Genomic DNA, 26,521 nt, shown 5'->3' with positions numbered 1-26,521 from the left:
CCGCTCAGCTTTCGGCGCGGAGCCAGTCGCCGCTTTTGCCGCCGCTCTTGGCGAGCAGGCGCACGTTTTCGATGGTGACGGATTTATCGAGCCCCTTGACCATATCGACCACGGCGAGGGCGGCGACCGAGACGGCGGTGAACGCCTCCATTTCGACGCCGGTGCGGTCGGCGGTGCGCACGGTGGCGGTGATGCGCACGCCGTCATCCTCGACGATCAGGTCGACCACGGCGCCGTGCACGCCGATCACGTGGGCCAGCGGGAGCAGATCGGCGGTCTTCTTGGCGCCCTGGATTCCGGCGATGCGCGCAACGGCAAGCACGTCGCCCTTGGGCGCTGTGCCGTCGCGGAGGGCGGCGATCACCGGGGCGCCGCAACGCACGAATCCGGCGGCCGTGGCGCTGCGCACGGTCGGAACCTTATCGGTCACGTCGACCATCCGGGCCTGCCCGGACGAATCGAGATGGGTGAACAGCTGGGCGGGCACGGCCGCGCCGGTCGTGTCGGTGGTGTGCGTCATGATGTCAGCATGACAGTGATGAGGTCGCCGCCACGAACCTGAGTCGTGCCTTCAGAAATAATGGCCAGCCCGTTGGCCTGCGCCAGGCCGGCGACCAGGTGCGAACCCGACCCGCCGCGGGAGGCCGGGCGCACCTCGACGCGGGTGGTGCCGGTGCTGGCGCCCGTGCTGGCTTCCCGGGGGTTGTCGGCCGGTGCGTGCTCGAAGACGGTGCCGGTCGTGACAACGACCGGCATGTACTGGGCGCGTCCGGGCGGAGATGTCCAGCCGTCGACGACGGTCGCCGTGACCTGGCGGCGGTGCAGCTCGGGCTGGCCGAGCAGTAGCCGCAGCGCGGGACGCACGAACACCTCGAAGGACACGTAGGCGCTCACCGGGTTGCCGGGCAGGGCGAAGATGAGCGGTCCCTGCGTGCCGGCGGGCCAGCGCCCGAACCCTTGCGGTTTGCCGGGTTGCATCTTCACCGGTCCGAAGTGCACGGTGCCGAGCGGCTGCAACACGGCTTTGACCACGTCGTACGCTCCGACGCTCACGCCGCCGGAGAGCACGATTACGTCGACCGTTCCGGCCAGTTCGGCCAACACCGCGCGCAGGGTGTCGTCATCGTCGGGCACGGCTCCGATCCGCACGGGGATGCCACCGGCTTCGGCGACTGCCGCCGACAGCAGAAAGGAGTTGGAGTCCGGAATCTGTCCGCGCCGGGTGGGACTGCCCGGGGTGACGAGCTCGCTTCCGGTGGAGATGACGGCGACACGCGGTGCGGGATGTACGAGCACCGTACTGGTTCCGGCGCTGGCCGCTGCCGCGACCCGGGCCGGCCACAGCACGCTGCCCGCGGCGAGCACCCGGTCGCCAGCGTGGGCGTCTTCGCCGGCGCGACGAATGTGCGCTGCGGCGACGGGTGCCTGCCGGATCGCGACCAGGTCGGTGCCCTGGTCGGTGTCTTCGATCGGCACGACGGCATCCGCCCCATCGGGAATCGGTGCGCCGGTCATGATGCGGGCGACCTGCCCGGGCAGCAGTCGCGGGTTCTCCGCGGTGCCGGCAGCGAGGTCGGCCACCACGGGCAGCGTGATCGGATTCTGCGCGGAAGCTCCGAGCAGGTCGGCGCGGATAACCGCGTAGCCGTCCATGGCCGAGTTGTCGAACGGAGGCGTGTCGGTCGCAGTCAACACGTCCTCGGCCAGCACGAGCCCGCGGGCCGCGTCGAGGGGCACTCGCACCGCGGGAAGCGGAGCGACGCTGCCGAGCACGATGGCGAGTTGCTCGACAACGGTGCGAGCGGAGGCGGCCGGCGCGCAGGCATCCGCCCGCCCGGCCGGTGTGAGGTGTGCGTGCGCGTCGTGTCGTTCGGGGGCGGTCATGGCCTAAACCAGGGTGTCGGACGGGCCGGCGCTGCCGGAGTCATCGCGTGCGGACGCATGCCGCCCGGTTGTGGCGGGCTCGAGCGACGCCCAGTGGCTGCCGACCCCGGGCGCGCGCCCGGCCGTGACGAGGTCATCCCACTCGACGATTCCTCCGGTGAGTACCGAAACGTCGGTGAATCCGGCCTCGAGCAGTGCGGCGGCGGCCCGGGCGGCACGGCCACCGGCGTGGCAGTGCACGATCAGCGGGGTGTCCTCGGGCAGCGATGCACGGGCGCTGTCCGAAAGTACTCCCTCGGTCAAAAGCTCCCCGATGGGCAGCAATTTGGCCGTGGGAATCGAGCTTTCGGCGTGTTCGCTCGGCTCGCGCACGTCCACGACGAGAAAGCTGTCGGTGCCCGCACGCAAAGCGGCGAGGCGGTCGACGAGTTCGACGCCGGACACCGCGGCAGCGCTCGCGGCATCGGCCGCGTTGTCGGCTTCGAGGGCGGCTGCGTTGGCGGCTACTTCCGCGCCGGTCGGCTCGGCCGCTATGCCGGTGCCCAGCAGCGGAATCTCGCTGAACCGGCCCGACAGGGCATCGATGACGAGCACACGACCGATCAGCGGTGAACCAATTCCGGTGATGAGCTTGATGGTTTCGGTGGCCATGAGCGACCCGACCTGGCCGCACAGCGCGCCGAGAACACCGGCGTCGGCGCAATTGGGCACCGCGCCCTCGGCCGGCGGCGTCGGAAACAGGTCGCGCAGGTGCACGCCGGTGATTCCCGAGTCGGCCGGCGGCGTGGCCCAGAACACCGAGAGCTGAGCGTCGAACCGCAGAACGGATGCCCACACCAGCGGCAACCCGAGCCGCGCGCAGGTATCGTTGACGAGAAACCGGGTGGGAAAGTTGTCGGTGCCGTCGATGACCACGTGGTAGCCGCCGAGGATCTCGGCCGCGTTGCTCGCAACGAGGCGTTCGGCGTGCCGCACGACCGTGGTTTCCGGGGCGATCTCGGCGATGCGCTCGGCGGCGCTGTCCACCTTGGGCCGGCCGACATCTGCTTGCCCGTGGGCAATCTGCCGCTGCAGGTTGCTCGGTTCCACGTCGTCACCGTCGACAATGCCGATGGTTCCCACGCCGGCCGCAGCGAGGTAGAGCAGGGCGGGGGAGCCGAGACCACCGGCGCCGAGCACGAGCACCCGAGCGTTGGCGAGGCGGCGCTGGCCGAGCTCGTTGAGCTGGGGCAGACGACGCTGGCGGGCAGTGCGCACGGATTCGGCGGCGCTGAGCCGTTCGACGGGCTCGACAAGAGGAGAAATGGCCATGGCTTAACGCTAGGCGCTGCGCGGCCGACCGGCGACCCACATCCGAAAACGGTACCCAGGGTTGAGCGGACGCACGTCGCCACCCCTACCTCCGATAGAGCCCGATCTGCATGCGCAGGTGCACGCCGAGTTCGGCCACCGCGGCGAGCGTGCGCCGATTGAGCTGGTGCAGGGGAATCGGCCCCGACCCGGCCAGCGCCGGGTCGGTCGGTACGACGATGAGACTGCCGCGCCCCCGCGCCGTGTGCAGGCGCGCGATCAGGCGCCGGGTGCGCGCCGGTCCGAACACTCCGACGGCGACGACGGTAACCCGGGCGAGTCCGGCCGCGCCGTACCGGGCGCCGATCGTGGCGAGGGTTCGTTCCGCCCCTGCAAGGCCCAGCGGCGTGTTCGCGGTGACGATAACGGCGAGGGTCGTGACCGATTCGACCAGGTCGAGTCCCTCGCCGTCGGCGTGCGGGCCGAGGTCGTGCACCCCGATATTGTCGATCCGCGGCGCACTATCTCCGTGCGGCAAGCGGATGCCCAGCTGCCCCGACGAGTGGTCCGCCAGCGTCGGCGCGCCCCCCGGCATCGATCCGAGCAGATCGTAGATCAGCGCGGTGATCGTTGTTGTGCCAACCCCGCCGGCCGTTCCTGAGACGACGATGTGCAGCGGTGCCTGCGCCACGGTCATGCGGGCACCTCGATCGCTTCGACCGGGCTGTGCGCAACCTCGTTCGCCGCGGCATCAACGATTTGCACGATCCGGGCGCGGTCGCCGCGACGCACGAGTCGGCCGCGACCCGGCGTCATCTGCTCGGCGTACACGCCGGGGGAGATCTGGCCTTCCGAGCGCTCGCCCGAGAGGATCAGGGTCGTTGCACCGGTGTCGCGCAGCGACTGCAGCACCACGTCGTACAGTGCACGGGTGGCGCCGGCGACCGGCCGGGTCACGATGACGTTCAGCCGCAGTTCGCGGGCGCTCGGCAAAAACGCCAACAGCGGGTTCAACGGTTCGGTGCCTCCTGAGGCGAGAACGTCGAGGTCGTCGGCGATAATGACAATGCGCGGACCCACGGAACGGTCGGCCGAATTCTGCCGTCTCGTGAGCTCCTCAGCGATTGCGGTCGACAGGGTGCGCGCGGCAACGCCGGACTCGGCCGAACCGCCGAGGTAGTCGTCGTCGCAGGCGTTGGAGAGCGCGCCGCGCACGTCCATGACGCCGATGACCAGTTCGTCGGGTGTGTACCGCTCGGTCAGCCCGTGAATAACGCCGAGCAGAAAGTTGGACTTGCCCGAGGCGTGGTCACCGAACACGAGCACGTGCTGGTCGCGGCCGGCGAGGTCCAGGAACGCCGGTTCCATGGTGTCCTGCCGCAGCCCGATGGGCAGTTCGTCCGGAGAATCCAGCGCGTCGGGGAGTTCCCGTCGGGAGAAGCGCTCCGGCAGCAAGCGGATGGGCGCCGCCGAGGGTCCATTCCAGCTGTGCGAGGACCGCACGGCGAGCGCCTCCAGCTCGACACCGATGAGTTCGTCGGCGGTGTCCTCCAGAACCGGCAGCGCGATCTGCGCGAATAGTCCGCCGTCGGTCAACGCGCGCCCGGGCTGGTTAGCGCGCAAGGTCGCCGCGAGCTTGCGGCCGACCTGCGAGTCCATCGGGTCGTTGAGGCGCAATTCGACGCGGGTACCGATCAGCGGCTGCTGCGTCATCCGCAGCTCGTTCCATCGGGTCATCGAGAGCACGACGTGCACTCCAAAGCTGGAGCCGCGCTGCAGCAGATCGTACAGGGCCGGTTCGAACTCTTCGAACTCCGTGCGCAGGGCGCCGAAACCGTCGATGAGTAGCACGATGTCGGCCGAGACCAACTCCGGGATACTACCGGCCGCGTGCAGCGACCGCAGCGTCGGCAGCGAATCGATCCCACGGTCGGCGAAGAGACGTTCACGCATGTTGAGCATGCTGCCGAGCTCTTCGAGTAGGCGTCGGAGCCGGTCCGGGTTCGATCGGGTCGCCACGCCACCCACATGCGGAAACCCGTTGATTCGGGTCAGGCCCGACCCGGTGAAGTCCATGGCGTAGACGCTGACCTGCCGCGGCGTGTGGGTGAGGGCGAGCGAGGCCGCCATGGTGCGCAGGAACATGCTCCGCCCGGATTGTGGTGCACCGAAAATGACCAGGTGGCCACCGCTGCTGGTCAGGTCGACCATCCACGGGTCCTGACGCTGCTTCTCGGGTTCGTCGAGCAGCCCCATCGGCACGTGCATGGTGGTCACGGGCTCGTCGGTGAGCACGCGCGACAGGGCAAAACGCTCGGGCAGCGGAGCCAGCCAGACCGGGGCCACCGGCCGGGCTGCCCCGCGCAGTTCGTCGACGGCCGCGTCGACCAGCACCCGGCCGGTGCCCGGCCGGGCCAGTGCCTCTTCGGCGGTTTCCGTGTCATCCCGGCGTCCGAGCCCGTTGTACAGCGGCAGCGGTCGGGCTTCGAGCCGCACGGCCGTGGCCGCGTCATCGGCCGGGGACATGTCGGTGGCCGCCGGCCCGGAGACATATCCCGAACGGAACCGGCGATACACCGAGGTGTCCACCTTGAGATAGGCGTATCCGGGAATGGCAGGCAGGTGAAAGGCATCGGGGGTGTCGAGTACGATCGCCGATTCCGACGCTGAGAAGGTGCGCAGGCCCACGCGGTAGGACAGGTAGGTCTCGAGGCCGCGCAGCTTGCCGGACTCAATGCGCTGGCTGGAGAGCAGCAAGTGCACGCCGATCGAGCGGCCGATCCGGCCGATCGTGAGCAGCAGGTCGACGAAATCGGGTTCGGCGGCGAGCAACTCACCGAACTCGTCGATGACGATGAGCAGGTGCGGCAGCGGGGGCAGATCGGGCCGGGTCGCCTGCACCGCACGGTAGTGCGTGATCGATGGCGCATTGTCGGCGTCTTTCAGCAGCTTCTGCCGGCGCACAACCTCGCCGGCAATGCTCACGCGTGCACGCTGGGTCAGTTGCGGATCGTCGGCGAGGTTGTCGATAATGCCGGCCACGTGCGGAAGCCCGGCGAACGGGGCGAATGCGGCGCCGCCCTTGTAGTCGACCAGAACCATGCTGACATCGTCGGGACCGTGCGAGAGAGCGAGCGCCAGAATCAGCGTGCGCAGCAGCTCGCTCTTGCCCGAACCGGTCGCGCCGATGCACAGACCGTGCGGTCCCATGCCGAGCTGCGCCGACTCTTTGAGGTCGAGCAGTACCGGGTCGCCGAAGTCGTCGAGCCCGATCGGCACACGCAGAAAGTCGCGCGGTGACCGGGGCTCCCACGCCTCTTGGGTATCGAAGCCGGCGATCGAGCCGATGCCGAGCAATTCGGCAATGTCGACGGCTCTGGCCGATTCGACCTCGTCCTGCCGGGTCAGACTCAACCGCAGCGGGGTGAGCATCCGCGCGACGGTCTCGAACAGGGCGCCGGAGATTTTATCGAGCTCGGTCTTTTGCACCAGAACCTGCCCGGAGGCATCCGCTCGCGCGTCGGTGATCTCCGCCGCGCCATCGGCCACGGTCATCCGTACGGTGACATCGCTCGGTTCGTGCAGGCGATCGCTGAGCAGGTGCACCATGGTGATTTGCAGGTCGGTCGGCGATAGGTCGGCGTCGGGCACCGGCAGAGCGGATGCGACGTGGCCATAGTCGTCGATGAACACGATCAGGCGGGAGTTCTCGGCGCCGCCGCTGCGGCCGCTGCTGCGCTTGGCGGTCGCGGCCAGCTGGGCCCGGTCGCCGAGTTCCTGGCCAAGTACCTTGCGCAGCGCGTCGGCGTCGGACGCGACGCGACGGGCCGGGATCGGTCCGTCGAAGGTGGCCTCGTCGACGAAATGGGGGAGCAGATCAACGCCGGCCCAGTCGGACGCCGCCGAGGGAGGGTAGGCGATGGCCATGCGCACATCGTCGGGGGCGTGCAGGGCGGCGAGCTGCAGAATGAGCGCCCGGGCGGCCTGAACGGCATCCGCTCGTTCACCGATGATCGCGACAGTGCCGGCGCCATCGAGGTTGAGCGTGACGGGCATGCCGCGCACCATCGAGTAGTGTGCGGTGACCTGACCGGCCTCGCCGGCCAGAATCGGGTCGAAGGGTTGCACCGGATTCGGCTCGGCCGGAACCGAGAGGTTGAACCAGGGAACGTCGCCGAGGCCGAGGCGAGGCTGCAGAAAATCATCGTGGTGCCGGCGACGTTCCCAGAGCCGGCCCGGATCGCGAACGAGTTCGATCAGGGCGGCCGGGTCGGGATTGAGCAGGCTCGCCGTGGCGCGGGTGTCTTTGCCGGTGCGGCGCATGCGGGCACGCAGCACTTCGAGGTAGTCGAGGTAGCGCTCGCGCTGCACCCGCCGAGTGCGCGCCGCATTGCCGCGCTGGGTGAGGGCCATGGCCAGCCCACCGACGATTGCCACGATCAGAATGAGCGCACCGATGACCATGAACAGGGCCTGACCGCGCAGGGTCACCATCATGATGACGCTGGTGCCGGCACCGAGAACGGGAATCAGCGCCTGCACCGGAAAGCCGCCCTGCGCGCCGTCCTGCATTGCCGGTGGTGGCGAGATCAGCTCGAGTTCCGGGCGCTGCAGCGGCCTGGTCACTCGGGTGGGGCGGTGGACGAGTTTGAGGGTCATCGACGTGCCTCGCTGTGCTCTCGCCCGGCGGCGAGCGATCGGTGTGCTTCGGTCATGACGGTGCCCGCCAGTAGTGCGTGTGAGATGCGGGTGCGTGCGGCTCGGGCCGCGCTGGCCTGCGGGGTCGCGGAGCCGCTGCTCGGGTCGTACGGAATACGAATCACCGGCGTTTCGCTCGGCGCCGGGGCGCCGGGGGCACCTCGACTGGCCGTTCCGCCGACGTCGACGATGACCAGCACGACCCGCGGGCCGTCTTCCAGCCCGCGCAGGGCCGGCAGCACTGCCGCGGCCTCTTCCACTGCGTGCCGCTCCGAGCGGCAGACGACACACACGACGTGGCTGGCCTGGGTGACCTGGGCCAGATCGATCTGCCAGCCACGCACGCCCCAGTCGGTGACGACGAGGTCGAAGAATCGTGAAATCGGGTTGATCTGGTCGAACCAGATGCGGCTGGGCGCCGGCGTGGTCGGTTGCGCGCGGTCGCGCAGGTCGAGCCCGACCAGTCCGGCGGGGGAGCGGAGCAATCCGTCCGCTGCCTCAGCAGCCGACGAGGGTGAAGCGAATGCGCGCAGCGGGCGCAGGCCCAGCGCGCTCGCCCCGGGGTTATCGACGATGCCCGCCTGCCAGAGCATATTGTTGGTGCCGGCCGAGGCGTTGACCCCGAGGATGAGACCGGTGCGGCGGGTCGCGAAAATGCTCGCCAAGCTCGCCGCCACGATCGAGGCTCCGGTGCCGCCGGCGAGTTGCACCACGCCGATCCGTCGGTTCAGGGGCAGCGGCGCGCGAATGGCGGCATCCGCTCGGCTGAGATCGTGCAGGTGGGCGCTCGCGCTGCCCCACACTGCCAGCGGCGCCGAACGAATTCCCAGCAGCGGCACTAGAACGTTCCGAGCAGGTCGGGGTAGACCTTGAAGACGCCGAGCAGTACCGGCAGCAGCGAGACGACGGCCACCATTTCGAGGGCATTGCCGAGTCGGCGCAGGCGGGCCCGGCCGTGCGCCGGCGGATTCGCCGCGACAGCGACGACGCTGACGAGGGCTGCCAGGGCGAGGTAACCGCCCACGAACGGGTCGGTGCTGTGCGCGAGGGCAACCACCAGAATGGCCACCACCGCGCTTGTCCACAGCACGATTGCCTGCACCGCGAGCGGAAAAGCCCTGGTGCGCAGCACCGTCACGAGCAGCACGGCCGCGCCGAGGGCGATCGCCCAGCCATCCTGCGATCCGGCGAGCACACTCGCGGTGACCAGCAGCGGCAGCGCCACCGCCACCGTCGACCAGGTCAGCGACCGGTAGGCGTCGTTCACGGTGGTGAGCACAGTGTCGCGCTGGGTGAGCCGGCCCGCAATGACGAGGTCGTCGAGCCCGGTCAGGCCCGAGGTGCTCATGGCATGCCAGGGCAGCAGGCCGCAGATGAAGGTGGCGACCACACCGACGACGGCAGCAATCTGCAGATCATCGAGTCCGATGGCCGCGGCGACCAGCGCGAGGGCGCCCAGCAGAACCCCGATGTAGCTGGCGCGCACGGCGGGACCGATGCGCAGTCCAACGCCGAGGGTGAGTCCGATCACCATCCAACCGAGCACGAAAGTGAACAACCCTGTCGTTGCCGCGGTGCGCGCAGTGACCGAAAATACGGCCGCTGCGGGGTGCACGGCCAGCGCGATTTGAAAGGCGAGCGCGGGAACCAGGCCGAGGGCTGTCGCGCTCACGGCGATGGCCGGCCACTGCCGACCGATCCGGCCGAGGGTGATCGCTGCTCCGACCAGCACCGCGAAGCCGATCAGAATGATCGTGACGTTTTGCGGTGACCAGACGGCGTCGTGTGCCCACGACCAGGCTGCCGCCGCCGCAAACAGGCCGATCGCGCCGGCTCCGACGCCGCGCCGATGCGACGGGCTCCACAGCCCGCGGCGGTCATCGCGGGCTTCGGCCACGACATCGGTCACATCGGCGACTTCGGGCGGGGCCGGTGCTTCGTCGACGCGCAGCAGGCGCAGAAGCTCGCCGGCGGCCACGTTCTGTTCGGCCAGAGTGAGGGCGGTGTCGAGCTGTTGCCCGGTGGATCTGATCAGGGTGAACGGGCGCGCGACCGAGGCGGTTTTCTCGTCGAGCAGGTCCATCAGCTGCGGAATGAGCGCAGCGACGGTTTCTTCGTTGGGTACGACGATCTCGGCTTTGCGGCTGAGGCCCACAACGGTGAGCCGTGTGAATACGCTCATGACTGGGCCGCCCGCGCGGCGAGCAGATTGATCACGAAGGAGACCCCGACGCAGGCGGCGCAGCCGACCGCGGCGAGCACCATGCTGCCGATGAACCGGCGCACGTTGTCGTTGGCCGCGCGACGTTCGGTGAGCTCACCGAACAGAAAGGCCGCCCGCAACCGGGCCCGATGCGTTTTGACGGTTTCGAGGAGCAGCACATCTGAGTCAGATGACATCGATCAATTCACTTTCGGTCGGGTTCAACACATACTGCGCGGTGCCACCGCGCACCAAAAACGAACGGTCGCCGAGGTGAACGCTCCAGCCGGGCGCCGCAGCGACGCCCACGCCGGCCGGCAGGATCTGCCGCTCACCGGCATCCGTTATCAGCGTGGTGCCGTTGGCCGAGCCGAGGTCGGTGACGATGAGCGCGGTGCCGGACCAGCTGATGAGGGCATGGGTTTTCGACAGGGTGCGCGACATGTCGGTCCATGGGAAGAGCGGATGCTGCGCGCCGCCCGGTTGATTCGCCGGCCGCCGGCCGATCAGCAGGGTGGTGCGTACCTGCTGGGTCTGGCCGCTGTCGAGCACAATCGTGACGTGGTCGGTCGACCGTTTCTGCGGTTCGTACCCGTCGGGAGAGCTCGGAGACGAATCGGGCGGGGCCGAGGCAGTGGAGGGCCTGGGAGCGGAAGGCTTGGCGGTGGAGGCCGCGGCGGTGGAGGCCGTGGGCGTGGCCGACGTGGGCGTGGCCGACGCGGGAGGGGTCAGCCGGGTTGTGGCCAGCGGGTCGTGCACCACGGCCAGCGGGTCGCGGCCCTGGCTGAGGTCGGCGGTGACGGTGACCCGGGTGCCGAGGGGGCGTGGCGGGCGCAGCACGAGGGCGACGACGCCGAGGGGGGTTCCGCTGAGGCCATCGACGCTGCGCAGCCGCAGCAGGTAGCGGCCGAACGAGCGACCGTGTTGGGCATACAGAAACGAGTGCGCGCCGATATAGCAGAGGGCGACGGCGGCCAACCACACCAGCGCAGCGGTCGGCCCGCTGCTGAAGCCGAGCACCAGCATGGCCACGAGCAGTACGACCAGCGGCGCGGCATCGATGAGATAAGCCCAGCTCCGTCGGCCCAGCGTGGCGGCGACGACGCCCACGAGCATCCCCGCGTCAGGCGCGCGGCCGAGCGCCGCATCTACCCGGATCACGCCGCAACGGGAACAATACGCACCACGCTGCGCGAGCCGGGCGCCGCACCGGCCGCAGCTGATCGCGCCAACCAGTGCACTTCCCATGAATATCCCCCAATGGTGCCCGGGGCTGGGCAGAGTCCCCCTGTGTGGGTCATAGACTACCGGCTTCACGCGTTGAATCACCGCGCACAGATTGGCAAACTCTCAGTCGGTGCAGCCCAGCAGCCCCTCGTCCGTGCAGACCTGCAGCCTCTCGTCCGTGCAGCCCAGCAGCCTCTCGTCCGTGCAGCCAGACCGACCCTGGTTGAAGCGCATAACTCCTGCAATTTGACCGGGCCCCGCCAAAGATGCGCGTGATTCCGGGGCGAGAGTATCGGTCGGTCGCAATTTGCAGGAGTTATGCGCAGGGGAAGCCGGGAAAGATGAGGGGGAAGCCGGGAACGCCGACGGCCGGGGAGGACCGGGACCGGGGAGCGGCGCACGCTAGGCGTAGCCGCAAATGCGGTGATATTGTGCTGATTATGACGCACTATCGGATCAGCGAGGCGGCCGAGCTGCTCGGAGTGAGCGACGACACCGTGCGACGCTGGGTCGACACCGGGCGACTGGATGCCGCGGCCGATTCCGCCGGACGCCTCGCCATCGACGGCGCCCAACTCGCCGCCTTCGCTGCCGAGCAGGCGAGTACGCCCACCGATCCGTCCAGTGTGGGCCGCAGCGCCCGCAACCGGTTCGTCGGCATCGTCACCGCCATCACCATGGACACCGTGATGGCCCAGGTCGAACTGCAGTGCGGTGCGCATCGCGTGGTTTCGCTCATGTCAAGCGAGGCCGTGCGCGAGCTCGGGCTCGAGGTCGGCTCGCTCAGCGTGGCTGTGATCAAGGCCACCAACGTGATCGTCGAAACGCCGGGTCGCGCATGACGTCGCCGCGCGCGGTGCCGGTCATTCTCGCCGCGGCACTGCTCATCGCTCTTGCTGGGTGCGCGCCCACGGCGGCAAATCCGGGCCGGCAGATCACCGTCTTTGCGGCCGCCTCCCTCACCGCGCCGTTCACGCAGATCGCGGCAGCCTACGAGGCGGAGCACCACGGCACCACCATCGCCCTGAACTTCGCCGGGTCCTCCGACCTCGTCACGCAAATCACCGAGGGCGCCCCCGCCGACGTTTTCGCCTCTGCCGACACCACCAACATGGCCAAGCTCACCGCTACCGACCTCGCCGACCGCCCCGTCGACTTCGCCACCAACACGCTCAGCATTGCCGTTCCGCCGGGGAACCCGGCCGGCATCGCGTCGTTCGCCGACCTCGCCCGGCCCGGGGTGAAAACGGTTGTCTGCGCGCCACGGGTGCCGTGCGGCGCGGCCACCGTCACCCTCGAGACGAACACCGGCGTCACCCTCACGCCGGTCAGCGAGGAATCATCCGTCACCGATGTGCTCGGCAAGGTGAGTTCGGGTGAAGCGGATGCCGGCCTCGTCTACGTCACCGACGTGCGGTCGGCGGGCGCGAGCGTGCAGGGCGTGCCGTTCCTCGAGTCGACCGGCGCGGTGAACACGTATCCGATCGCTGCGCTCGCCGCGTCGACGAATCCGGCCCTGGCTACCTCGTTCACGCAGTATGTCACCGGCCCGGCCGCGCGCGAGATTCTGAAAGCGGCCGGTTTTGGCACCCCCTGACGAGCGCTCGCGCCGGAGGCCGGGAACAGCCCGCGTCGACGCCGTTCCGCGCTGGGTGTTCGGGATCGCCGCCGTCGGTGCGCTCTTCGTGTTGCTTCCCCTGGTGGCGATGGTCGGCCGGGTCAACTGGGGGAACTTCCTCGAGCTGGTGACGAGCGAAGCATCCGTTTCAGCACTGCTGCTCAGCCTGCGTACGTCGAGCGTCGCGACGGTGCTGTGCATTCTGCTCGGGGTGCCGATGGCACTCGTGCTCGCCCGCACCCGGTTTTCCGGGCTTCGCCTGCTGCGCCCACTCGTTCTGCTCCCGCTCGTACTCCCTCCGGTGGTGGGCGGGATCGCCCTGCTCTACACGTTCGGACGACGCGGCCTGCTCGGAGAGACCTTTGAGCTGCTGGGCATCCAGATCGCCTTTTCGACCACGGCCGTCGTGCTCGCCCAGACATTCGTGGCGCTGCCGTACCTCGTGCTGAGTCTCGAAGGCGGTCTGCGCGCGGTGGGTACCCGCTACGAAGCTGTCGCGGCGACGCTCGGCGCGGCTCCCACCACCGTGCTTCGCCGGGTCACCCTGCCGCTCGTGCTGCCGGCGCTGGTGTCCGGCGCCGTGCTCTCCTTCGCCCGGGCGCTGGGCGAATTCGGTGCCACGCTCACGTTCGCCGGAAGCCTGCAGGGCGTCACGCGCACCCTCCCGCTCGAGATCTATCTGCAGCGTGAGATCGACCCGGATGCCGCGGTCGCCCTCTCGCTCGTGCTCGTCGTCGTGGCGGTGCTTGTCGTGGGCTTCGCCCACCGCGGAGCCAACCCCGCCACCGGCTTTCTGCGTCGGGCCCCCCGATGCTGAGCATCGACGCATCGATGCCGGAGCGGGGCCTTGAGGTGTCCTTGCGGGTCACCCGGGGTGAAACCGTCGCCATTCTGGGGCCGAACGGCGCCGGAAAATCCACCCTGCTCGGTGTGCTCGCCGGCCTCGTGCGGCCCGAGACGGGGCGCGCCGAACTCGCCGGGCGCATCCTCTTCGACCTAGGCAGCCCCGGTTCCCGCGGCCCTGGTCACGCTGCGGCTGATGCCGCCCCCAGAACAGATCGCGACCAGCGGATGGCGCTCGTGAAGCGGCCGATCCCGGAGCGGATGCCGAGCCGAGGCGAGCGCTGGCTGCCCGCGCACGCGCGGGGTGTGGCCCTGCTCGCGCAGGAACCACTGCTGTTCCCGCACCTGAGCGCCGCGTCGAACGTGGCCTTCGGGCCGCGCAGCTCCGGCGCCGGCCGACACGAGGCGCACTCCCGCGCGCTGCACTGGTTGCACGAGGTCGACGCCACGGAACTCGCCGACCGCCGACCCACCGAGCTGTCCGGGGGACAGGCGCAGCGCGTGGCCGTGGCCCGCGCCCTCGCCGCGGAACCGCAACTCCTGCTGCTCGACGAGCCGCTTTCCGCCCTGGATGTGGCCGCCGCCCCGCTCCTGCGACGGATGCTCCGCCGGGTGCTCGTCGACCAGACGGTTCTGCTCGTGACCCACGACGTGCTCGACGCCCTGACCCTCGCCGACCGCGTGGTGGTGATGCACGACGGTCACATCATTGAAGAGGGACCCACCCGCGATGTCCTGGAACGCCCACGCACGCGATTCACCGCCGATCTCGCCGCCCTCAACCTCATCACCGGAACGAGCACGCCGGCCGGCGTAGTGACGGATGCCGACGCATCCGTCGTCCTGCCGCGCACCGACGCCGTCCCCGCCGACATCCCGGTCGGCACGCGAGTCGGTGTGGTCGTTCGGCCCGCGAACGTTATGGTCTACCGCACCGCACCGCGGGGCTCGAACCTCACGGTGTTCCGGGCGCTCGTGCGCGATATCGAGCCTCGCGGCGACGTCGTGCGGGTGCGGTCCGACGTGCTCTTCGCCGACCTCATTCCCCGGGCGATCGCCGACATCGACATCGAGCCGGGCACCCTCGCGTTCTTCGCGTTCGATTCCTCCGAAGCGGTCTCCTACGCTCTCTGACACCGCCCGCTCAGCCAACCGGTCCGGACCGGGCGTGGTCATGCGGCGTCACCAGGCGGATGCCGCGCGAGGTCGCCCAGGCGGGCGTCGGGGCACGCGCTCGAGAGCTGGACGCGCACGTCCGCGCTTTATTGATCTGGGTACCCTATCCTGAGAACTCACCAAACCTTGGGGGGCTCTCGATGGCCGGCATGAAATTCGCAATGGGATCTGACGTCTTGTCGCATCTGACGAAGAAGACGAGTTCCTCGTCCGACGACCTGGGGTCGCTCGTGAAGCAGCTGTTCGAAGCCGCGGCGCCGCTCGAGGGACGGTTCAACGGTGCCGGGCGTGCCGCGTTCGACCGCTTCAAGAACGAGACCGATTCCATCTCCGCCGAGTTGAACGGCGCTCTGTCGTCGATCCTCACCGGTATCGCCGGGCAGGACCTCGCCTTCGGGCAGGCCGACCAGGAGCTCGCCGACCAGACGACATCAGCACAAGCCGGGGCGGGTTTCGACTCGGCACGGTTCGGTTCACGGGGATAGGGGGCAAGCTCATGGCAACAGGCGGAAACGCGACGGATCGTCGCGACTACGATATTGCAGCATCACAGAATGCGCAGGACAACTTCAACGCGATCGCGGGCCGGCTCGAGGCCCTGATCGACCAGCGTGACGGCGACGTGAAGGCTATGATGGCCGACTACCAAGCCGACGGCGTGTCGGAGGAATACGCGTCCAAGGAAATTCGCTGGAACACCGTGGCCGGGCAGGTGAAGCAGATCATCACAGCGCTGCGCTCCTCGCTCGCGTCCAACGATGAGACCGCCCAGTCGGCTCTCGCCCGCGGTCGTTCGGCCGTTCAGAACATCGGATAGGCACAGATCGTGTCGTGTCGCCGGTCCCAGGCGTGGACTCCGTCGTCGTACCCGCTCGCCGGCGGGCAGGGAGCATGACCGGCTGGAGTATCGACCCCTCCGGAGTGCAGTCCGTTCTCGCCTCGGTGGAAACCGCCGCGACCGAACTGCGCACGGCGCTTGATTCCGCGTCGACGTCGTTCGCCGAACTCGCCGCCGGCGCAGGCCCGAACATGGCCGATGTCCCCGCAGCGATCCAGGCGCTGATGGAGAGCGAGCAGGGCCGCCTCACCGGGATCGGCAACCGCATCACCGCCGGGTCGCTCGGCGCGAGCACGGCCACGATCGGCTACATCCAGGGGGATGAGGAGATGGCGGCCACCGCGCAGACGGCGGCCACCCGCGCCGCGTCATCCGGTGACCTGTCGTTCTTCGACACGTCCGGAACACCCTGATGGCCGCCATGACGGTGACGAGTTGCCAGGTCGACGGCGACCTGATCAGGCCCGACATGATTCCGGGCGACGACATCGACCCCCCGGCGATCGCCGGTTCCGCGACCGGGTTCTCGACCGCAGGAACCGCCGTGACCGAAAAGGGCGCGGCCGTGGTCACCCAGTGGGCGGCGCTGTCCGGTGTATATGTCGCCCCGGAATCGCCAGAACTTCTCGACGTGATGAACCCGGTCTCGGTGGATTCCGCCGCGCTCGGCCAGACCTTCACCGCCGTGTCGAAGATCATCGCGGACTTCGCCGACCAGGTGGCGCCCCTGAAGACCCGCCTCGCCGCGATCCGCGAAGAGGCGCGCGCGTTCGTCGCCCGGGTGTCCGGCGGCGTCACCGTGGACATCTGGGATGGGGACCACCCGGCCTACGAGGCGGGAATGCTCAGCTTCATGGTCACGGATTTCTCGGACATGGGCCCGCAGACGATCAGCTGGCGTGAGCACAAGCCCTCCGTGCAGGAGAACGCAGACCTGATCCAGCGAGTGAACGCCGAGGCAGCGGCGCTCGACCAGGTTCGCGCGGACTGTGTGAACGCCATCAACGGCCTGCGCACCGACCAGTGTGTGGTTGGTGTCGTGCCGTATACGGCGGCCGACCTGAACGCTGAAGGCGTGACCCTGCCGTGGGGCGCAGCGACCGAGGGCGACCGCTCGTGTTCGGAATCGACGGACGCGGCGATCGTGGACTTCGGCAAGGGCTTCGGCGGGGCCGTCGTTGGCTCGGTCGAAGGATTGGGAGCACTGTTCTCGTACAATGCGGCGACCGGAAACTGGGGCGACGGCGACATGGCCGGTAAGGCCTGGTCAGGTCTCGGCATGCTCGGTGCCGGTCTCGTGCTGGCCGGTCCGGTGAGCATCGCCGTCGGCCTCGTGCCGCAGAAAAACGTGCCAGAGTGGCTGCACGGAACGCAGGATTTCATCAACGGCTCGCAGGAGCAGCTCCTCGCCGGGGTCAAGGGCATGGTCGCGTCCGACCAGTGGGCCGAGAACCCGGCCGGTGCGCTCGGCGCGACGACGTTCAACATCGGCTCGTTCTTCATCCCGGGTGCCGGAGTGGCGGCCGGCGGCGCGAAGGTGGCCTCCATCGGCGGCAAGGCCGGGCTGGTTGTCGCCCACGTGGCCGAGGTGGTGCTGCCCGGTGTCAACGTGGCGTCTCGAGGAGCGATGTCCCTTACGCTGCACGCGGGCCAGGGCCTCACCGTGCTCGGCGACGCCGCGAAACTCAACATCGCCGGCGGCGCCTCGATCGGGCGCGCGTCGCTAGCCCAAGCGATGCATTCCCTCGCCGACCAGATCCCCACCGTGCGCATCGAACCTGGCTTCGCCGCGATCACACCCGATGCCGCCGTCTTCGGCGCCCCGCCTCGCCTCGCCATCGGCGACCCCGGCAGCGGCGGCCACACCCTGCACACCCTCGCCGACCCGCCGCACGTTGACACGCCGGTTTCCCCCGCCGCGAATCACGTCGACACGCCAGCCACGACGCCGGGTCAGGTCGCAGACACTCCCGCCGGAGGCACCCACGGTGCGACTCCTGACGGTGCGACTCCCGCTGGTGCGACTCCTGACGGTGCGACTCCCGCTGGTGCGACTCCTGACGGTGCGACTCCCGCTGGTGCGACTCCTGACGGCGCCGCTCCCGCTGGTGCGACTCCTGACGGTTCAGCCCCTGCAGAGCACGCCCCTGACGCATCGACGCCCCCTGCAGCGCACGTGCCGCCCCACAGCGATCTGCTCGCCCCGCCGCCGGGTGCTGCGGCCGTAACGCCTGCGGTTCCCGACCTGTCGGCCATCGATGCGAAGTATCGCATCGGAGGCACCGGCGACATAGCCGCCGGGCAGCTCGACGCCTGGGCCGCCGAAGTCTCGGCCGCGTATCCGACCCTTTCCAAGAGCGAAGTGATCGGCGTGCACGACTATACGACGGGGTCGTACACGGAGATGAACGGGTACCTGCGCGACCTCGGCCACACGCCTGACGTGCCCGCCCTGGAAGCGCGAATCGACGCGACCACCGCCGGTCTCTCCAAGCTGCCGCCGGTGGACGCCACGAGCTGGCGGGGCGTCACGTCGTTCCCGGGCTTCCTGGACGGTTTCGTCGTGGGTAAGCCGTGGTCGGACCCCGCGTTCGTGAGCTCGTCCATCGACTCCACGAAGGCATTCCCCGGCGACGTGGTCTTCACGATTCACGGCCGCACCGGAGTCGACGTCAATCCGTTCTCCGCCTTCAAGCACGAGGTGGAAATCCTGTTCCAGCGCGGAGCCGAATTTGAGGTTCTGAACAAGCAGCAGGTCGCCGGCAAGTGGCAGATTGACCTGCGCGAGATCGTCAAATGACCCCCGTGGGGCCCCTCAACGCCGAGGCTTCGGCGAGGGTCCGCGCCCGGGTGCTTCTGCTGCGCTCCGGGATCCGTTCCGAGGCCGAGCGCCAACTGGGCCACCCGATCAATTTCAATAAATGGATCGACACCATGGGCGGTCCGCAGTCGGGCAACGAAATCCTGCTCGAGCGGCTGGCATACGTGTTGCGACACTTGCAGGAGATGGTGCAACGGATTCCCGGTTCGTCGTTACTGCTGTCCGCGAATCGCGTCACCGTCGATGTGCCGTTCGAATCGTCTGTCGCCATCACGTTTGAGGCTCATCAGAGTCACCTGTCGACCGGCGGCGCCGATGCGGAGCGCGAGATCGGCGTCTTCCGCGATGCCGAGCTACTCACACGGGCCGCACTGTGGCTGTTAGGGGCGGCGGCGTGGGGCGACGAGTGGATCGAAGCCCGGGCGCTGCCCCTGTCGATCCTGCCTCCCGCCGACGGCAACCGCTACAGGCTGGTGGGTCCCGATCAGTTCGAGGGGGTACGGGTAGAGATCGCGCTCGAGTCCGACGCTGTCGCCCTGTCGCGTGCCTGCGCCCACCCGGTTGCCGACCTGATCGCTGCGGCGAACGCGCTGGCCGTCCCCGACCCGACAGCCTTGGCCGCCCGACAGTCCGCGGCCGCGGAGCGGCACCGCGATCGGGTACGGGGTTGTCTCGTGGGCGGTGCCATCGGCGATGCCCTGGGCTATCCCGTGGAGTTCTGGCCGGTCGACCGCATCCTGAGCGTGGTCGGACAGGCGGGTGTGCGCGACTACCTGGCCCTGCCGACCGGCGAGGTCGGCGCAGTGAGCGACGATACGCAAATGACCCTCTTCACAGCGGATGCCCTCGCGCACGAGCCCGGTCTCGCGAGCGATCCTCTCGCCACGCGAAACGCGCTCGCGCTGGCGTACCTGCGCTGGTTCGACACCCAGCAGGGTTGGGAGAGCCGACCGAATCCAGCGGACACGGCGCCCGGGTTGATGAGGGAACGCTGGCTCTACGCTCGTCGGGCTCCCGGAAACACGATCATGGGCGCGCTGTCGCAGATTACGGATCGCAGCGTTTCGGTGCCGGACGCGCATAACGACAGCAAGGGGTGCGGCACCGTGATGCGGAGCGCCCCGTTCGGTTTGGTTCTGCGGTGGGGCCCTGAGGAGGCCTTCGCCGCCGCGGCATCCGCTGCTGCCATCACCCACGGGCATCAGGTGGCGCAGGTTGCCGCGGGCGCGCTTGCCCTGCTCGTGCGTCTGCTGGCCGCGGGCGGCGAGCTGGAGCAGAGCGTTCTGGCGACGCGGGACTACGCCGATTCCCAGGAAGGGTACGGTGCCAACTACTCGTCGCAGGCGCTCGAGCTAGCCCTCCTGAAGTGGCGCCGCGGAACTCCCGCCACCGAAGCGCTCGAGTCGCTCGGGGCCGGTTGGATCGCCGAAGAGGCCCTCGGCATCGCTGTCTATTGCGCGCTCGCCTATCCGGCCGCCCACCAGGTAGCGGATGCCTTGGCCCTCGCGGTGACGCACTCAGGTGACAGCGACTCCACAGGTGCGATTTGCGGCAACATTCTCGGAGCGCTGCACGGGGAGTCGGCCCTGCCGGCTGCGCTCGTGGCCGGGGTCGAAGGACTCTCCACGACTCGCGCTGTAGCCGATGCCCTCGCCGGAGCGAGATGATGGAAGACCCACCCGACGCAAGAGACGAGAGCCCCGCAATGTCAACGGCCGATCCGCAGTCACCCGTGATGAAATTCCTCGCGACCCTGGACAAGATTCCGCCCCGCCCGGGGCTGGTGTTCCACGGACTTCGCGTCGATCCGGGCGCGGGAGCGGTCACGCTGATCGGACTCGTCGCGGCGTCGCGCAACCCTCGGGTGGCCACCGAGAATTTCGACACGCCCATCCTTCTGGCGGTCCTCACGCGCACGGGCCGCGACCTTGCGCCACTCTCGGGCAACCCGGCCGAACAGGAGACAGTTCTGCTGCCCGGAACCGTGTTGCTCGGCATCGAACGTTTCACCCTGGCCTCACCCGCGGTCGAGGTCTGTGTGGTCGAGGAGATCAGCGTCGGTGAGGCTCCGACGACGCCGACGGGGTGGCCCGCCACCCGCGACGAGTTGAGGAGCGTCGTTGAGGCCGGCATTGACGCCGCGTTTGCCGAGGCGGCCATGCCTGTCGCGTCCCCAGGCAAGTTCACCGCCGACCTTCCCCTCTGATCTCCTGCAACAGAGGACCCAACTCGTGAGTTTGATGAGAGCATGACTGACGAAGCGATTGAGCTGTCGCCGGAGTTCACGAAGTGGGTCGATCGAGCCGAGTACGCCATCGCATGGAGTGCGCCGCAGAACGCCGTCGTCGTGGCGGACGTCGGCGGCGAAATTCGGTTCTACATTCGCGGGAGCCGGGAACACGGGTTCAGGCTCTCCAGGGCCGAGCGGAGCGAACCGAAACGATTTGTCATGGAATCGACGGACCTGACGGATATCGAGCGGTACCTGGCCGTGGATCTCGCCGACGACGTGCGGCAGCGGGAAGGCCTCGCGGTGCTGCGCGTACCCGGTCGCGTAGGCGAGTATGCCGACGGAATCAGTGGTTGCGTAGACGATGGCATCGTGACCATCGTGGTGGGTCACGGCTCGTCGATCCGGTTTGTGAAGCGCGACCCGTATGGTCCTCAGCCCGACGTGCAGTTCTCCCATTTCGCCACGGCGAGTGTCGCCGAGATCATCGAGTCGGCGCTGAGTCCGTCGGGCGGCCCACTCTTCGCATATCCTTAAAGTGGACCAGTGGCAACGGGCGGGGGAATCGGTGACTGACAACGCGAGCGTGGAGCATCCGCTTGTCGACTTTGCGGGTGACGGGTACGTGGCCACCATCAGTGACGCGCCTCTCGTGGCGGCGACCGAGGGGTTCGCGAGCCTCGCGATCGACGCCGCAGGGGTGGGCAAGCGCCTGATGCTCGTGACGACTCCCGAGTCCCGGGTGACGTTCGGCATGCTGCAGCTGCTCGCCGCCATCGGGGCCGCCTGGGTGGTGCGCCGGGCCGACGGGGCGTTGCGCGACGCCCTCACCGGACGTGCGATCGCCACCTTCGACGACGCTTTTCGGCCCTCGACGACCGAAATGCCGGATGCGGCGGCCGACTACTTCGCACCGGTGCCGAACACGCAGCGCTGGCTGCAGATCACCGTATCCGTGAATCACCCGCCGCGCGAGAAGACCGTACTGGGCGGCTCGGTGGAGCTGCTCGCCGGGCAACTCGCCAACGCCGTGCCCGTGGCCTGGGGCGTGAACGAACCGGCCGGCCTGCACTGGAACCGCGACAACGTGACGCGGTTCGTGCGTGGCCGCATGCCGCGCGAATCGAAGATCTACGTGGCCGGGCGCGGCGAACACGCCATGACGGCCACGGTGCGCATCAGCCGCAGCTCCCGCGGTGTCACCGAGGAAACCAAGATTCTCGTGGCCCTCGGCGAAGACGAGGCGGTGGCGCGCACCCGGATCGAGGAGGCGCCGGCCATTCTCGGGCGGTTGGCCGATGCGCAGTCGGTGCTGGTCGCATCCGCCTTTCTGTTGCGTGGTCGTGCCGACCTGTCCATCGACCCCGTTCTCGCGGCGCCGCCGGTGCCGGTGGCGGTCGTGCTCGGCCCGCGCGCCGTGCAGGACCTCGCGATCAACCTGGCGGATGTCGCCGCTCGCTTCGGCGCATTCCGCGCCGGTCGGGCGCGCATCCCGTCACTCGTATTGCCGTTCACCCAGGAGGGGCGGGGCAGCTGGCAGCAGTTCGTCGACGTGGCGGCCGAGTTCAGCGCCGTCGACGTGGCGAAGGCGTTCGGCCTGCCGGATGCCGCCTCTGATGCGCGCCGGGGAGGTGCCTGATGAGCCACGAACTCGTGATCCTGTCGCCGCGGCCGATCGACCTGGCCGACCACCTGATGGCCGCGGTGGACATCGACCCCAACCTGGGTGTGCGCACCGTGTGGAGCGGCGGGGGAACCCAGGTGTGTTCCGCCGACGGCACGGCGCTGGTGACCGTGCTGGCCACGAAGGGTTTCGACGTGGCAGACGACGTGGAGCGGCTGCTCGGCGTTCGTCCCGACGTGGCGCACGCATTCTGGACCGAGCTGTACGCGCCCCGGGGCGCCCCGGGCGAGCTGGGCGAGCGGATAGCGCGGGCGCTCGCCGGCGTGGTCGAGGGCGAGCTGTTCGTGCGTGCTGCACAGCGCCTGAGCTGACACCGAGGTGACCGCGCAGCTGCGCTAATGTCAGCGCTGGCCGGTAGCGTGGGGGGTACACCTCACGAAGGAGCACCATGAACTCGATCGCCTTGCTCATCGAAGCCTTCGGGCGCGTCCAGGGAACGGTGCACGAGACCCTCAAAGACGCGAGCATCGACACCCTCACTTTTCGAGCGGATGCCGACGCCAACTCGATCGCCTGGCTCATCTGGCACCTCACCCGCGTGCAAGACGACCACATCGCCGAACTCGCCGGCCACGACCAGGTCTGGACCCAGGACGGCTGGCAGGAACGGTTCGGACTGCCGTTTGACTCGTCAGCCACCGGCTACCGCCAGTCCAGCGCCGACGTGGCCGCCGTGCGCGCCGACGCGGCGCGACTCGGCGGCTACTACGACGCCGTGCACGCAAAAACCGTGGCCTACCTTGAGACTCTCGCCGAAGACAGCCTCGATGACGTGATCGACCGCCGGTGGACCCCGCCGGTCACCCGCGGAGTGCGTCTGGTGAGTGTGCTCGACGACGACCTCGAGCATGCCGGCCAGGCCGCTTTCATTCGCGGATTCGCGGAACGTTCCGGCAGCTGACCGGCGTTTCACGCACCGATCGCTTCACGCGCGAGCGTGAGCAGCAAACGCTGGTGTCTGGCGCACACGCACGCCCGATCCAACACACTGCGGTGATACTTCTGGCGGAGAATGGGGGATTCGAACCCCCGAGGGCTTTCACCCAACACGCTTTCCAAGCGTGCGCCATAGGCCACTAGGCGAATTCTCCTGGCCGCCGTTGCAATAAAGCAACGGCACCAGAGAATCTTACCTGTTTCCGGAGCGTGCTGCCGCCACCCCCGCAGACGGTCCCGGTTGGTGCCGCTTCGCCGCGTGCCCTAAACTAAGGGTCGGCTCCTCGCGTGGTGTCATCTCGGCCAATTCCCCCAGGACGGAAACGTAGCAAGGGTAACTGAGCTCTGGCAGGTGCGCGAGGAGTCTTTTCTATGCCCGCCCCCGCCCCGATACCCCGCGAGAGCGGAAAAATGGTTGCTTCAGCACCGCCATAACAACGTTTTTCCCGCTCTCGCCTGAAATAGTGCTTGAGAAAATGGCCCCCATTAGGCCGACGACGCGGGAGTCGGGACCTTTGGCACTTGGTGCAATGTTGAGGCTCAATAGGATGGAAGAAGCGTGGCTATGTCGCCGCGCGACAATGCGGAGGACCGATGATCGACGATTCCGGCACCATGACCTGGCCTTCGCGCGCGCCAAAACCGCTCAGCGCATCGGCCCTCGCGAGTATCGACGCATGGTGGCGGGCCGCGAATTATCTCGCCGTCGGCCAGATCTACCTCCTCGGCAACGCCCTGCTCACCGAGACCCTCACCAGCGACCACGTGAAGCCGCGCCTGCTCGGCCACTGGGGCACCACGCCCGGTCTCAACTTTCTCTACGCGCACCTCAACCGGGCCATTCAGGAACGCAGCCAGAGCACCATCTACATCACCGGCCCCGGCCACGGCGGCCCGGGAATGGTCGCCAACGCCTACCTCGACGGCACCTATACCGAGGTGTACACCAACATTGAGCAGAACGCCCACGGCGTGCAGAAGCTGTTTCGCCAGTTCTCCTTTCCCGGTGGCATCCCCAGTCATGCCTCGCCCGAGCTGCCCGGCTCCATCCACGAGGGTGGCGAACTCGGCTACGCGCTCAGTCACGCCTACGGGGCAGCGTTCGACAACCCGAACCTGCTCGTGGCCGCGGTCGTCGGTGACGGCGAGGCCGAAACGGGCCCGCTCGCCACCAGCTGGCACTCGAACAAGTTCATCGATCCGATTCAGGATGGCGTTGTGCTGCCCATCCTGCACCTCAACGGGTACAAGATCGCCAACCCCACCGTGCTCGCGCGCATCCCCGAAGACGAATTGCTCGACCTCATGCGCGGCTACGGCCATACCCCCTATATCGTCGCCGGCGGCTTCGACGGCGAAGACCCGATGCTCGTGCACGCCCGCATGGCCGAGACGCTCGACCTGGTGCTCAACCAGATCGCTGACATCAAGGCTGCCGCGGCCGCAGCCGCCGCCAACAACGAAGATTTCGCCCGCCCGCGCTGGCCCATGATCATTCTTCGCACTCCCAAAGGCTGGACCTGCCCCGCCATTATTGACGGCGTGCCGGTGGAGAACACCTGGCGGGCGCACCAGGTGCCGCTCAAAAACGCCCGCGACACTCCCGCCCACACGGCCCTGCTCGAGCAGTGGATGCTGTCCTACCGTCCCGCAGAACTGTTCGACGAACACGGTGCTCCCGTGGCAGAGATCCGCGCCCTCGCCCCGACCGGTGACCTGCGCATGAGCGCCAACCCGATCGCCAACGGCGGACTGCTCCGCCGAGACCTGCACCTGCCCGACTTTCGCGATTTCGCGATCGAGGTGGCTGAGCCCGGCGCCACGCTGAGCGAGGCGACGCGAGTGCTCGGCGGCTACCTGGCCGAGGTCATCCGCTTGAATCCCGACAATTTTCGCATCTTCGGCCCGGATGAAACCGCGTCAAACCGGCTGGCGCCCGCGGTCTATGAGGCCACCGACAAGCAGTGGGACGCCGAGATGCTTCCCGGCGACACCAACCTGGCACGCGCCGGTCGGGTCATGGAGATGCTCAGCGAGCACCAGTGCGAGGGCTGGCTCGAGGGCTACCTGCTGACCGGGCGGCACGGGCTGTTCAACTGCTACGAAGCGTTCATTCACATCGTCGATTCCATGTTCAACCAGCACGCCAAATGGCTGAAGGTCACCGCCGAGATTGGGTGGCGGGCGCCGATCGCAAGCCTCAACTACCTGCTGAGCTCGCACGTCTGGCGGCAGGATCACAACGGATTCAGCCACCAGGACCCCGGTTTCATCGACCACGTCGTCAACAAGAGCGCCGACGTCGTGCGGGTCTACCTGCCCTTTGACGCCAATACGCTGCTGAGCACCTACGACCACTGCCTGCGCAGCGTCAACTATGTGAACGTCGTCGTGGCCGGTAAGCAGCCGGCTCCGAACCTGCTCACCATGGAAGAGGCCGTGGCGCACTGCACCCGCGGACTGGGCATCTTCGACTGGGCCGGCACCGAAGTTGCCGGTGAGGAACCGGATGTCGTGCTCGCCGCCGCCGGCGACGTACCGACCCTGGAGGTGCTCGCCGCCGCCGAGATTCTGCGGGAGAACCTGCCCGACCTCAAGTTGCGGGTCGTGAACGTCGTCGACCTCATGCGCCTGCAATCCGAGGACGATCATCCGCACGGCCTGAGCGACAGCGCTTTCGATGCTGTCTTCACGCCCGACAAGCCGATCATTTTCGCCTACCACGGCTACCCGTGGCTGATCCATCGGCTCACCTACAAACGGCACGGTCATGACAACCTGCATGCCCGCGGCTACAAAGAGAACGGCACGACAACGACCCCGTTCGACATGGTCATGCTCAACGATCTCGACCGATACCACCTCGTCATGGACGTCATCGACCGCACCCCCGGTCTCGCCGCCCGCGCCGGCTTACTCCGGCAGCAGATGCAGGATGCGCGCCTGGCCGCGCGCCAATACACCCGCGACCACGGGGAAGATCTTCCCGACGTCGCCGACTGGTCCTGGTCGAAAACGGATGCCGCCCCCGCCGCTGCCGAGACGGGCAGCGACAACGTGTAGCCCCCTACCG

The 26,521-nt window shown here is 68.4% G+C and carries 24 protein-coding genes, 1 tRNA gene and 1 other RNA gene; 16 read left to right on the top strand and 10 right to left on the bottom strand.

What is annotated here, in order from left to right:
• Nucleotides 1-4: 4 nt before the first annotated feature.
• The 9 genes from moaC to QMK22_RS12095 form a co-directional block, all read right to left on the bottom strand.
• Entirely contained in the window at nt 5-520 is a 516-nt protein-coding gene (moaC, locus tag QMK22_RS12135) for a cyclic pyranopterin monophosphate synthase MoaC (RefSeq protein WP_283497907.1), read from the bottom strand.
• On the bottom strand, nt 517-1,884 hold the full coding sequence (locus QMK22_RS12130) for a molybdopterin molybdotransferase MoeA (protein WP_283497906.1): 1,368 nt from the start codon (nt 1,882-1,884) through the stop codon (nt 517-519). The genes moaC and QMK22_RS12130 overlap by 4 nt, the downstream gene beginning before the upstream one ends.
• A 3-nt stretch (nt 1,885-1,887) precedes the next feature.
• Nucleotides 1,888-3,195: a ThiF family adenylyltransferase gene (locus QMK22_RS12125; RefSeq protein ID WP_283497905.1), complete on the bottom strand. Its 1,308-nt coding sequence runs from the start codon at nt 3,193-3,195 to the stop codon at nt 1,888-1,890.
• 85 nt (nt 3,196-3,280) lie between these two features.
• Complete coding sequence (locus QMK22_RS12120; protein ID WP_283497904.1) at nt 3,281-3,871, bottom strand: hypothetical protein; 591 nt, start codon at nt 3,869-3,871, stop codon at nt 3,281-3,283.
• The gene (gene eccCa / locus QMK22_RS12115; protein ID WP_283497903.1) at nt 3,868-7,833 is read right to left on the bottom strand and encodes a type VII secretion protein EccCa; all 3,966 of its coding nucleotides are present in this window, start codon (nt 7,831-7,833) and stop codon (nt 3,868-3,870) included. The genes QMK22_RS12120 and eccCa overlap by 4 nt, the downstream gene beginning before the upstream one ends.
• Nucleotides 7,830-8,711 (bottom strand): hypothetical protein, encoded by an 882-nt coding sequence (locus QMK22_RS12110; protein ID WP_283497902.1) that lies wholly within the window; start codon nt 8,709-8,711, stop codon nt 7,830-7,832. Before QMK22_RS12110 ends, eccCa begins: the two co-directional genes overlap by 4 nt.
• Nucleotides 8,711-10,054, bottom strand: coding sequence for an EsaB/YukD family protein (locus QMK22_RS12105; protein WP_283497901.1), 1,344 nt, complete (start codon nt 10,052-10,054; stop codon nt 8,711-8,713). Before QMK22_RS12105 ends, QMK22_RS12110 begins: the two co-directional genes overlap by 1 nt.
• Entirely contained in the window at nt 10,051-10,272 is a 222-nt protein-coding gene (locus QMK22_RS12100) for a hypothetical protein (RefSeq protein ID WP_283497900.1), read from the bottom strand. Before QMK22_RS12100 ends, QMK22_RS12105 begins: the two co-directional genes overlap by 4 nt.
• The gene (locus tag QMK22_RS12095; RefSeq protein WP_283497899.1) at nt 10,262-11,236 is read right to left on the bottom strand and encodes an FHA domain-containing protein; all 975 of its coding nucleotides are present in this window, start codon (nt 11,234-11,236) and stop codon (nt 10,262-10,264) included. Before QMK22_RS12095 ends, QMK22_RS12100 begins: the two co-directional genes overlap by 11 nt.
• Before the next feature lie 506 nt (nt 11,237-11,742).
• Here QMK22_RS12095 and QMK22_RS12090 point away from each other — a divergent pair.
• The 14 genes from QMK22_RS12090 to QMK22_RS12025 all read left to right on the top strand — a co-directional run bounded on the left by QMK22_RS12090 (nt 11,743) and on the right by QMK22_RS12025 (nt 23,413).
• On the top strand, nt 11,743-12,144 hold the full coding sequence (locus QMK22_RS12090; RefSeq protein WP_283497898.1) for a TOBE domain-containing protein: 402 nt from the start codon (nt 11,743-11,745) through the stop codon (nt 12,142-12,144).
• On the top strand, nt 12,141-12,899 hold the full coding sequence (gene modA / locus QMK22_RS12085; protein ID WP_283497897.1) for a molybdate ABC transporter substrate-binding protein: 759 nt from the start codon (nt 12,141-12,143) through the stop codon (nt 12,897-12,899). Before QMK22_RS12090 ends, modA begins: the two co-directional genes overlap by 4 nt.
• Nucleotides 12,886-13,737 (top strand): ABC transporter permease, encoded by an 852-nt coding sequence (locus QMK22_RS12080; RefSeq protein ID WP_283497896.1) that lies wholly within the window; start codon nt 12,886-12,888, stop codon nt 13,735-13,737. Before modA ends, QMK22_RS12080 begins: the two co-directional genes overlap by 14 nt.
• Nucleotides 13,731-14,897 (top strand): sulfate/molybdate ABC transporter ATP-binding protein, encoded by a 1,167-nt coding sequence (locus QMK22_RS12075; RefSeq protein ID WP_283497895.1) that lies wholly within the window; start codon nt 13,731-13,733, stop codon nt 14,895-14,897. The genes QMK22_RS12080 and QMK22_RS12075 overlap by 7 nt, the downstream gene beginning before the upstream one ends.
• 191 nt (nt 14,898-15,088) lie before the next feature.
• Nucleotides 15,089-15,424: a hypothetical protein gene (locus QMK22_RS12070; protein ID WP_283497894.1), complete on the top strand. Its 336-nt coding sequence runs from the start codon at nt 15,089-15,091 to the stop codon at nt 15,422-15,424.
• 11 nt (nt 15,425-15,435) lie between these two features.
• Entirely contained in the window at nt 15,436-15,756 is a 321-nt protein-coding gene (locus QMK22_RS12065) for a pore-forming ESAT-6 family protein (RefSeq protein ID WP_283497893.1), read from the top strand.
• A 74-nt stretch (nt 15,757-15,830) separates the two neighbouring features.
• The gene (locus tag QMK22_RS12060) at nt 15,831-16,190 is read left to right on the top strand and encodes a DUF6507 family protein (RefSeq protein ID WP_283497892.1); all 360 of its coding nucleotides are present in this window, start codon (nt 15,831-15,833) and stop codon (nt 16,188-16,190) included.
• A complete protein-coding gene (locus tag QMK22_RS12055) occupies nt 16,190-18,577 on the top strand; it encodes an ADP-ribosyltransferase (protein ID WP_283497891.1) in 2,388 nt (795 codons plus the stop codon). Before QMK22_RS12060 ends, QMK22_RS12055 begins: the two co-directional genes overlap by 1 nt.
• Nucleotides 18,574-20,265, top strand: coding sequence for an ADP-ribosylglycohydrolase family protein (locus tag QMK22_RS12050; RefSeq protein WP_283497890.1), 1,692 nt, complete (start codon nt 18,574-18,576; stop codon nt 20,263-20,265). Before QMK22_RS12055 ends, QMK22_RS12050 begins: the two co-directional genes overlap by 4 nt.
• Before the next feature lie 68 nt (nt 20,266-20,333).
• Nucleotides 20,334-20,804 carry an ADP-ribosyltransferase family protein gene (locus QMK22_RS12045; RefSeq protein WP_283497889.1) on the top strand — a complete coding sequence of 157 codons (471 nt, stop codon included), beginning with the start codon at nt 20,334-20,336 and terminating at the stop codon, nt 20,802-20,804.
• Between the two features lie 42 nt (nt 20,805-20,846).
• Nucleotides 20,847-21,365 carry an Imm61 family immunity protein gene (locus tag QMK22_RS12040; RefSeq protein WP_283497888.1) on the top strand — a complete coding sequence of 173 codons (519 nt, stop codon included), beginning with the start codon at nt 20,847-20,849 and terminating at the stop codon, nt 21,363-21,365.
• 31 nt (nt 21,366-21,396) lie between these two features.
• Complete coding sequence (locus QMK22_RS12035) at nt 21,397-22,467, top strand: DUF6177 family protein (protein WP_283497887.1); 1,071 nt, start codon at nt 21,397-21,399, stop codon at nt 22,465-22,467.
• Nucleotides 22,467-22,823, top strand: coding sequence for a hypothetical protein (locus QMK22_RS12030; RefSeq protein WP_283497886.1), 357 nt, complete (start codon nt 22,467-22,469; stop codon nt 22,821-22,823). The genes QMK22_RS12035 and QMK22_RS12030 overlap by 1 nt, the downstream gene beginning before the upstream one ends.
• A gap of 77 nt (nt 22,824-22,900) precedes the next feature.
• Nucleotides 22,901-23,413, top strand: coding sequence for a mycothiol transferase (locus QMK22_RS12025; protein ID WP_283497885.1), 513 nt, complete (start codon nt 22,901-22,903; stop codon nt 23,411-23,413).
• 102 nt (nt 23,414-23,515) lie between these two features.
• On the opposite strand, the gene QMK22_RS12020 is transcribed toward QMK22_RS12025, so the two are convergent.
• Nucleotides 23,516-23,603, bottom strand: a tRNA-Ser gene (locus tag QMK22_RS12020).
• 120 nt (nt 23,604-23,723) lie between these two features.
• Here QMK22_RS12020 and ffs point away from each other — a divergent pair.
• Nucleotides 23,724-23,820, top strand: an RNA gene (ffs, locus tag QMK22_RS12015) — signal recognition particle sRNA small type.
• Between the two features lie 222 nt (nt 23,821-24,042).
• Nucleotides 24,043-26,511 carry a phosphoketolase family protein gene (locus QMK22_RS12010; protein ID WP_502857597.1) on the top strand — a complete coding sequence of 823 codons (2,469 nt, stop codon included), beginning with the start codon at nt 24,043-24,045 and terminating at the stop codon, nt 26,509-26,511.
• Nucleotides 26,512-26,521 lie beyond the last annotated feature (10 nt).

The sequence above is a fragment of the Cryobacterium sp. PH29-G1 genome (assembly GCF_030063365.1).
GTDB lineage: Bacteria > Actinomycetota > Actinomycetes > Actinomycetales > Microbacteriaceae > Cryobacterium.
The sequence above is the reverse complement of the archived record's forward strand: the minus strand, read 5'-3'. Positions and strand labels throughout refer to the sequence as shown.

What these genes read in the sequence shown, in the direction of transcription:
- moaC (WP_283497907.1), bottom strand. Translation starts at nt 520, where the DNA reads ATGACGCACACCACCGACACGACCGGCGCGGCCGTGCCCGCCCAGCTG.
- QMK22_RS12130 (WP_283497906.1), bottom strand. Translation starts at nt 1,884, where the DNA reads ATGACCGCCCCCGAACGACACGACGCGCACGCACACCTCACACCGGCC.
- QMK22_RS12125 (WP_283497905.1), bottom strand. Translation starts at nt 3,195, where the DNA reads ATGGCCATTTCTCCTCTTGTCGAGCCCGTCGAACGGCTCAGCGCCGCC.
- QMK22_RS12120 (WP_283497904.1), bottom strand. Translation starts at nt 3,871, where the DNA reads ATGACCGTGGCGCAGGCACCGCTGCACATCGTCGTCTCAGGAACGGCC.
- eccCa (WP_283497903.1), bottom strand. Translation starts at nt 7,833, where the DNA reads ATGACCCTCAAACTCGTCCACCGCCCCACCCGAGTGACCAGGCCGCTG.
- QMK22_RS12105 (WP_283497901.1), bottom strand. Translation starts at nt 10,054, where the DNA reads ATGAGCGTATTCACACGGCTCACCGTTGTGGGCCTCAGCCGCAAAGCC.
- QMK22_RS12100 (WP_283497900.1), bottom strand. Translation starts at nt 10,272, where the DNA reads ATGTCATCTGACTCAGATGTGCTGCTCCTCGAAACCGTCAAAACGCAT.
- QMK22_RS12090 (WP_283497898.1), top strand. Translation starts at nt 11,743, where the DNA reads ATGACGCACTATCGGATCAGCGAGGCGGCCGAGCTGCTCGGAGTGAGC.
- modA (WP_283497897.1), top strand. Translation starts at nt 12,141, where the DNA reads ATGACGTCGCCGCGCGCGGTGCCGGTCATTCTCGCCGCGGCACTGCTC.
- QMK22_RS12075 (WP_283497895.1), top strand. Translation starts at nt 13,731, where the DNA reads ATGCTGAGCATCGACGCATCGATGCCGGAGCGGGGCCTTGAGGTGTCC.
- QMK22_RS12070 (WP_283497894.1), top strand. Translation starts at nt 15,089, where the DNA reads ATGAAATTCGCAATGGGATCTGACGTCTTGTCGCATCTGACGAAGAAG.
- QMK22_RS12065 (WP_283497893.1), top strand. Translation starts at nt 15,436, where the DNA reads ATGGCAACAGGCGGAAACGCGACGGATCGTCGCGACTACGATATTGCA.
- QMK22_RS12060 (WP_283497892.1), top strand. Translation starts at nt 15,831, where the DNA reads ATGACCGGCTGGAGTATCGACCCCTCCGGAGTGCAGTCCGTTCTCGCC.
- QMK22_RS12055 (WP_283497891.1), top strand. Translation starts at nt 16,190, where the DNA reads ATGGCCGCCATGACGGTGACGAGTTGCCAGGTCGACGGCGACCTGATC.
- QMK22_RS12050 (WP_283497890.1), top strand. Translation starts at nt 18,574, where the DNA reads ATGACCCCCGTGGGGCCCCTCAACGCCGAGGCTTCGGCGAGGGTCCGC.
- QMK22_RS12045 (WP_283497889.1), top strand. Translation starts at nt 20,334, where the DNA reads ATGAAATTCCTCGCGACCCTGGACAAGATTCCGCCCCGCCCGGGGCTG.
- QMK22_RS12040 (WP_283497888.1), top strand. Translation starts at nt 20,847, where the DNA reads ATGACTGACGAAGCGATTGAGCTGTCGCCGGAGTTCACGAAGTGGGTC.
- QMK22_RS12030 (WP_283497886.1), top strand. Translation starts at nt 22,467, where the DNA reads ATGAGCCACGAACTCGTGATCCTGTCGCCGCGGCCGATCGACCTGGCC.
- QMK22_RS12025 (WP_283497885.1), top strand. Translation starts at nt 22,901, where the DNA reads ATGAACTCGATCGCCTTGCTCATCGAAGCCTTCGGGCGCGTCCAGGGA.
- QMK22_RS12010 (WP_502857597.1), top strand. Translation starts at nt 24,043, where the DNA reads ATGATCGACGATTCCGGCACCATGACCTGGCCTTCGCGCGCGCCAAAA.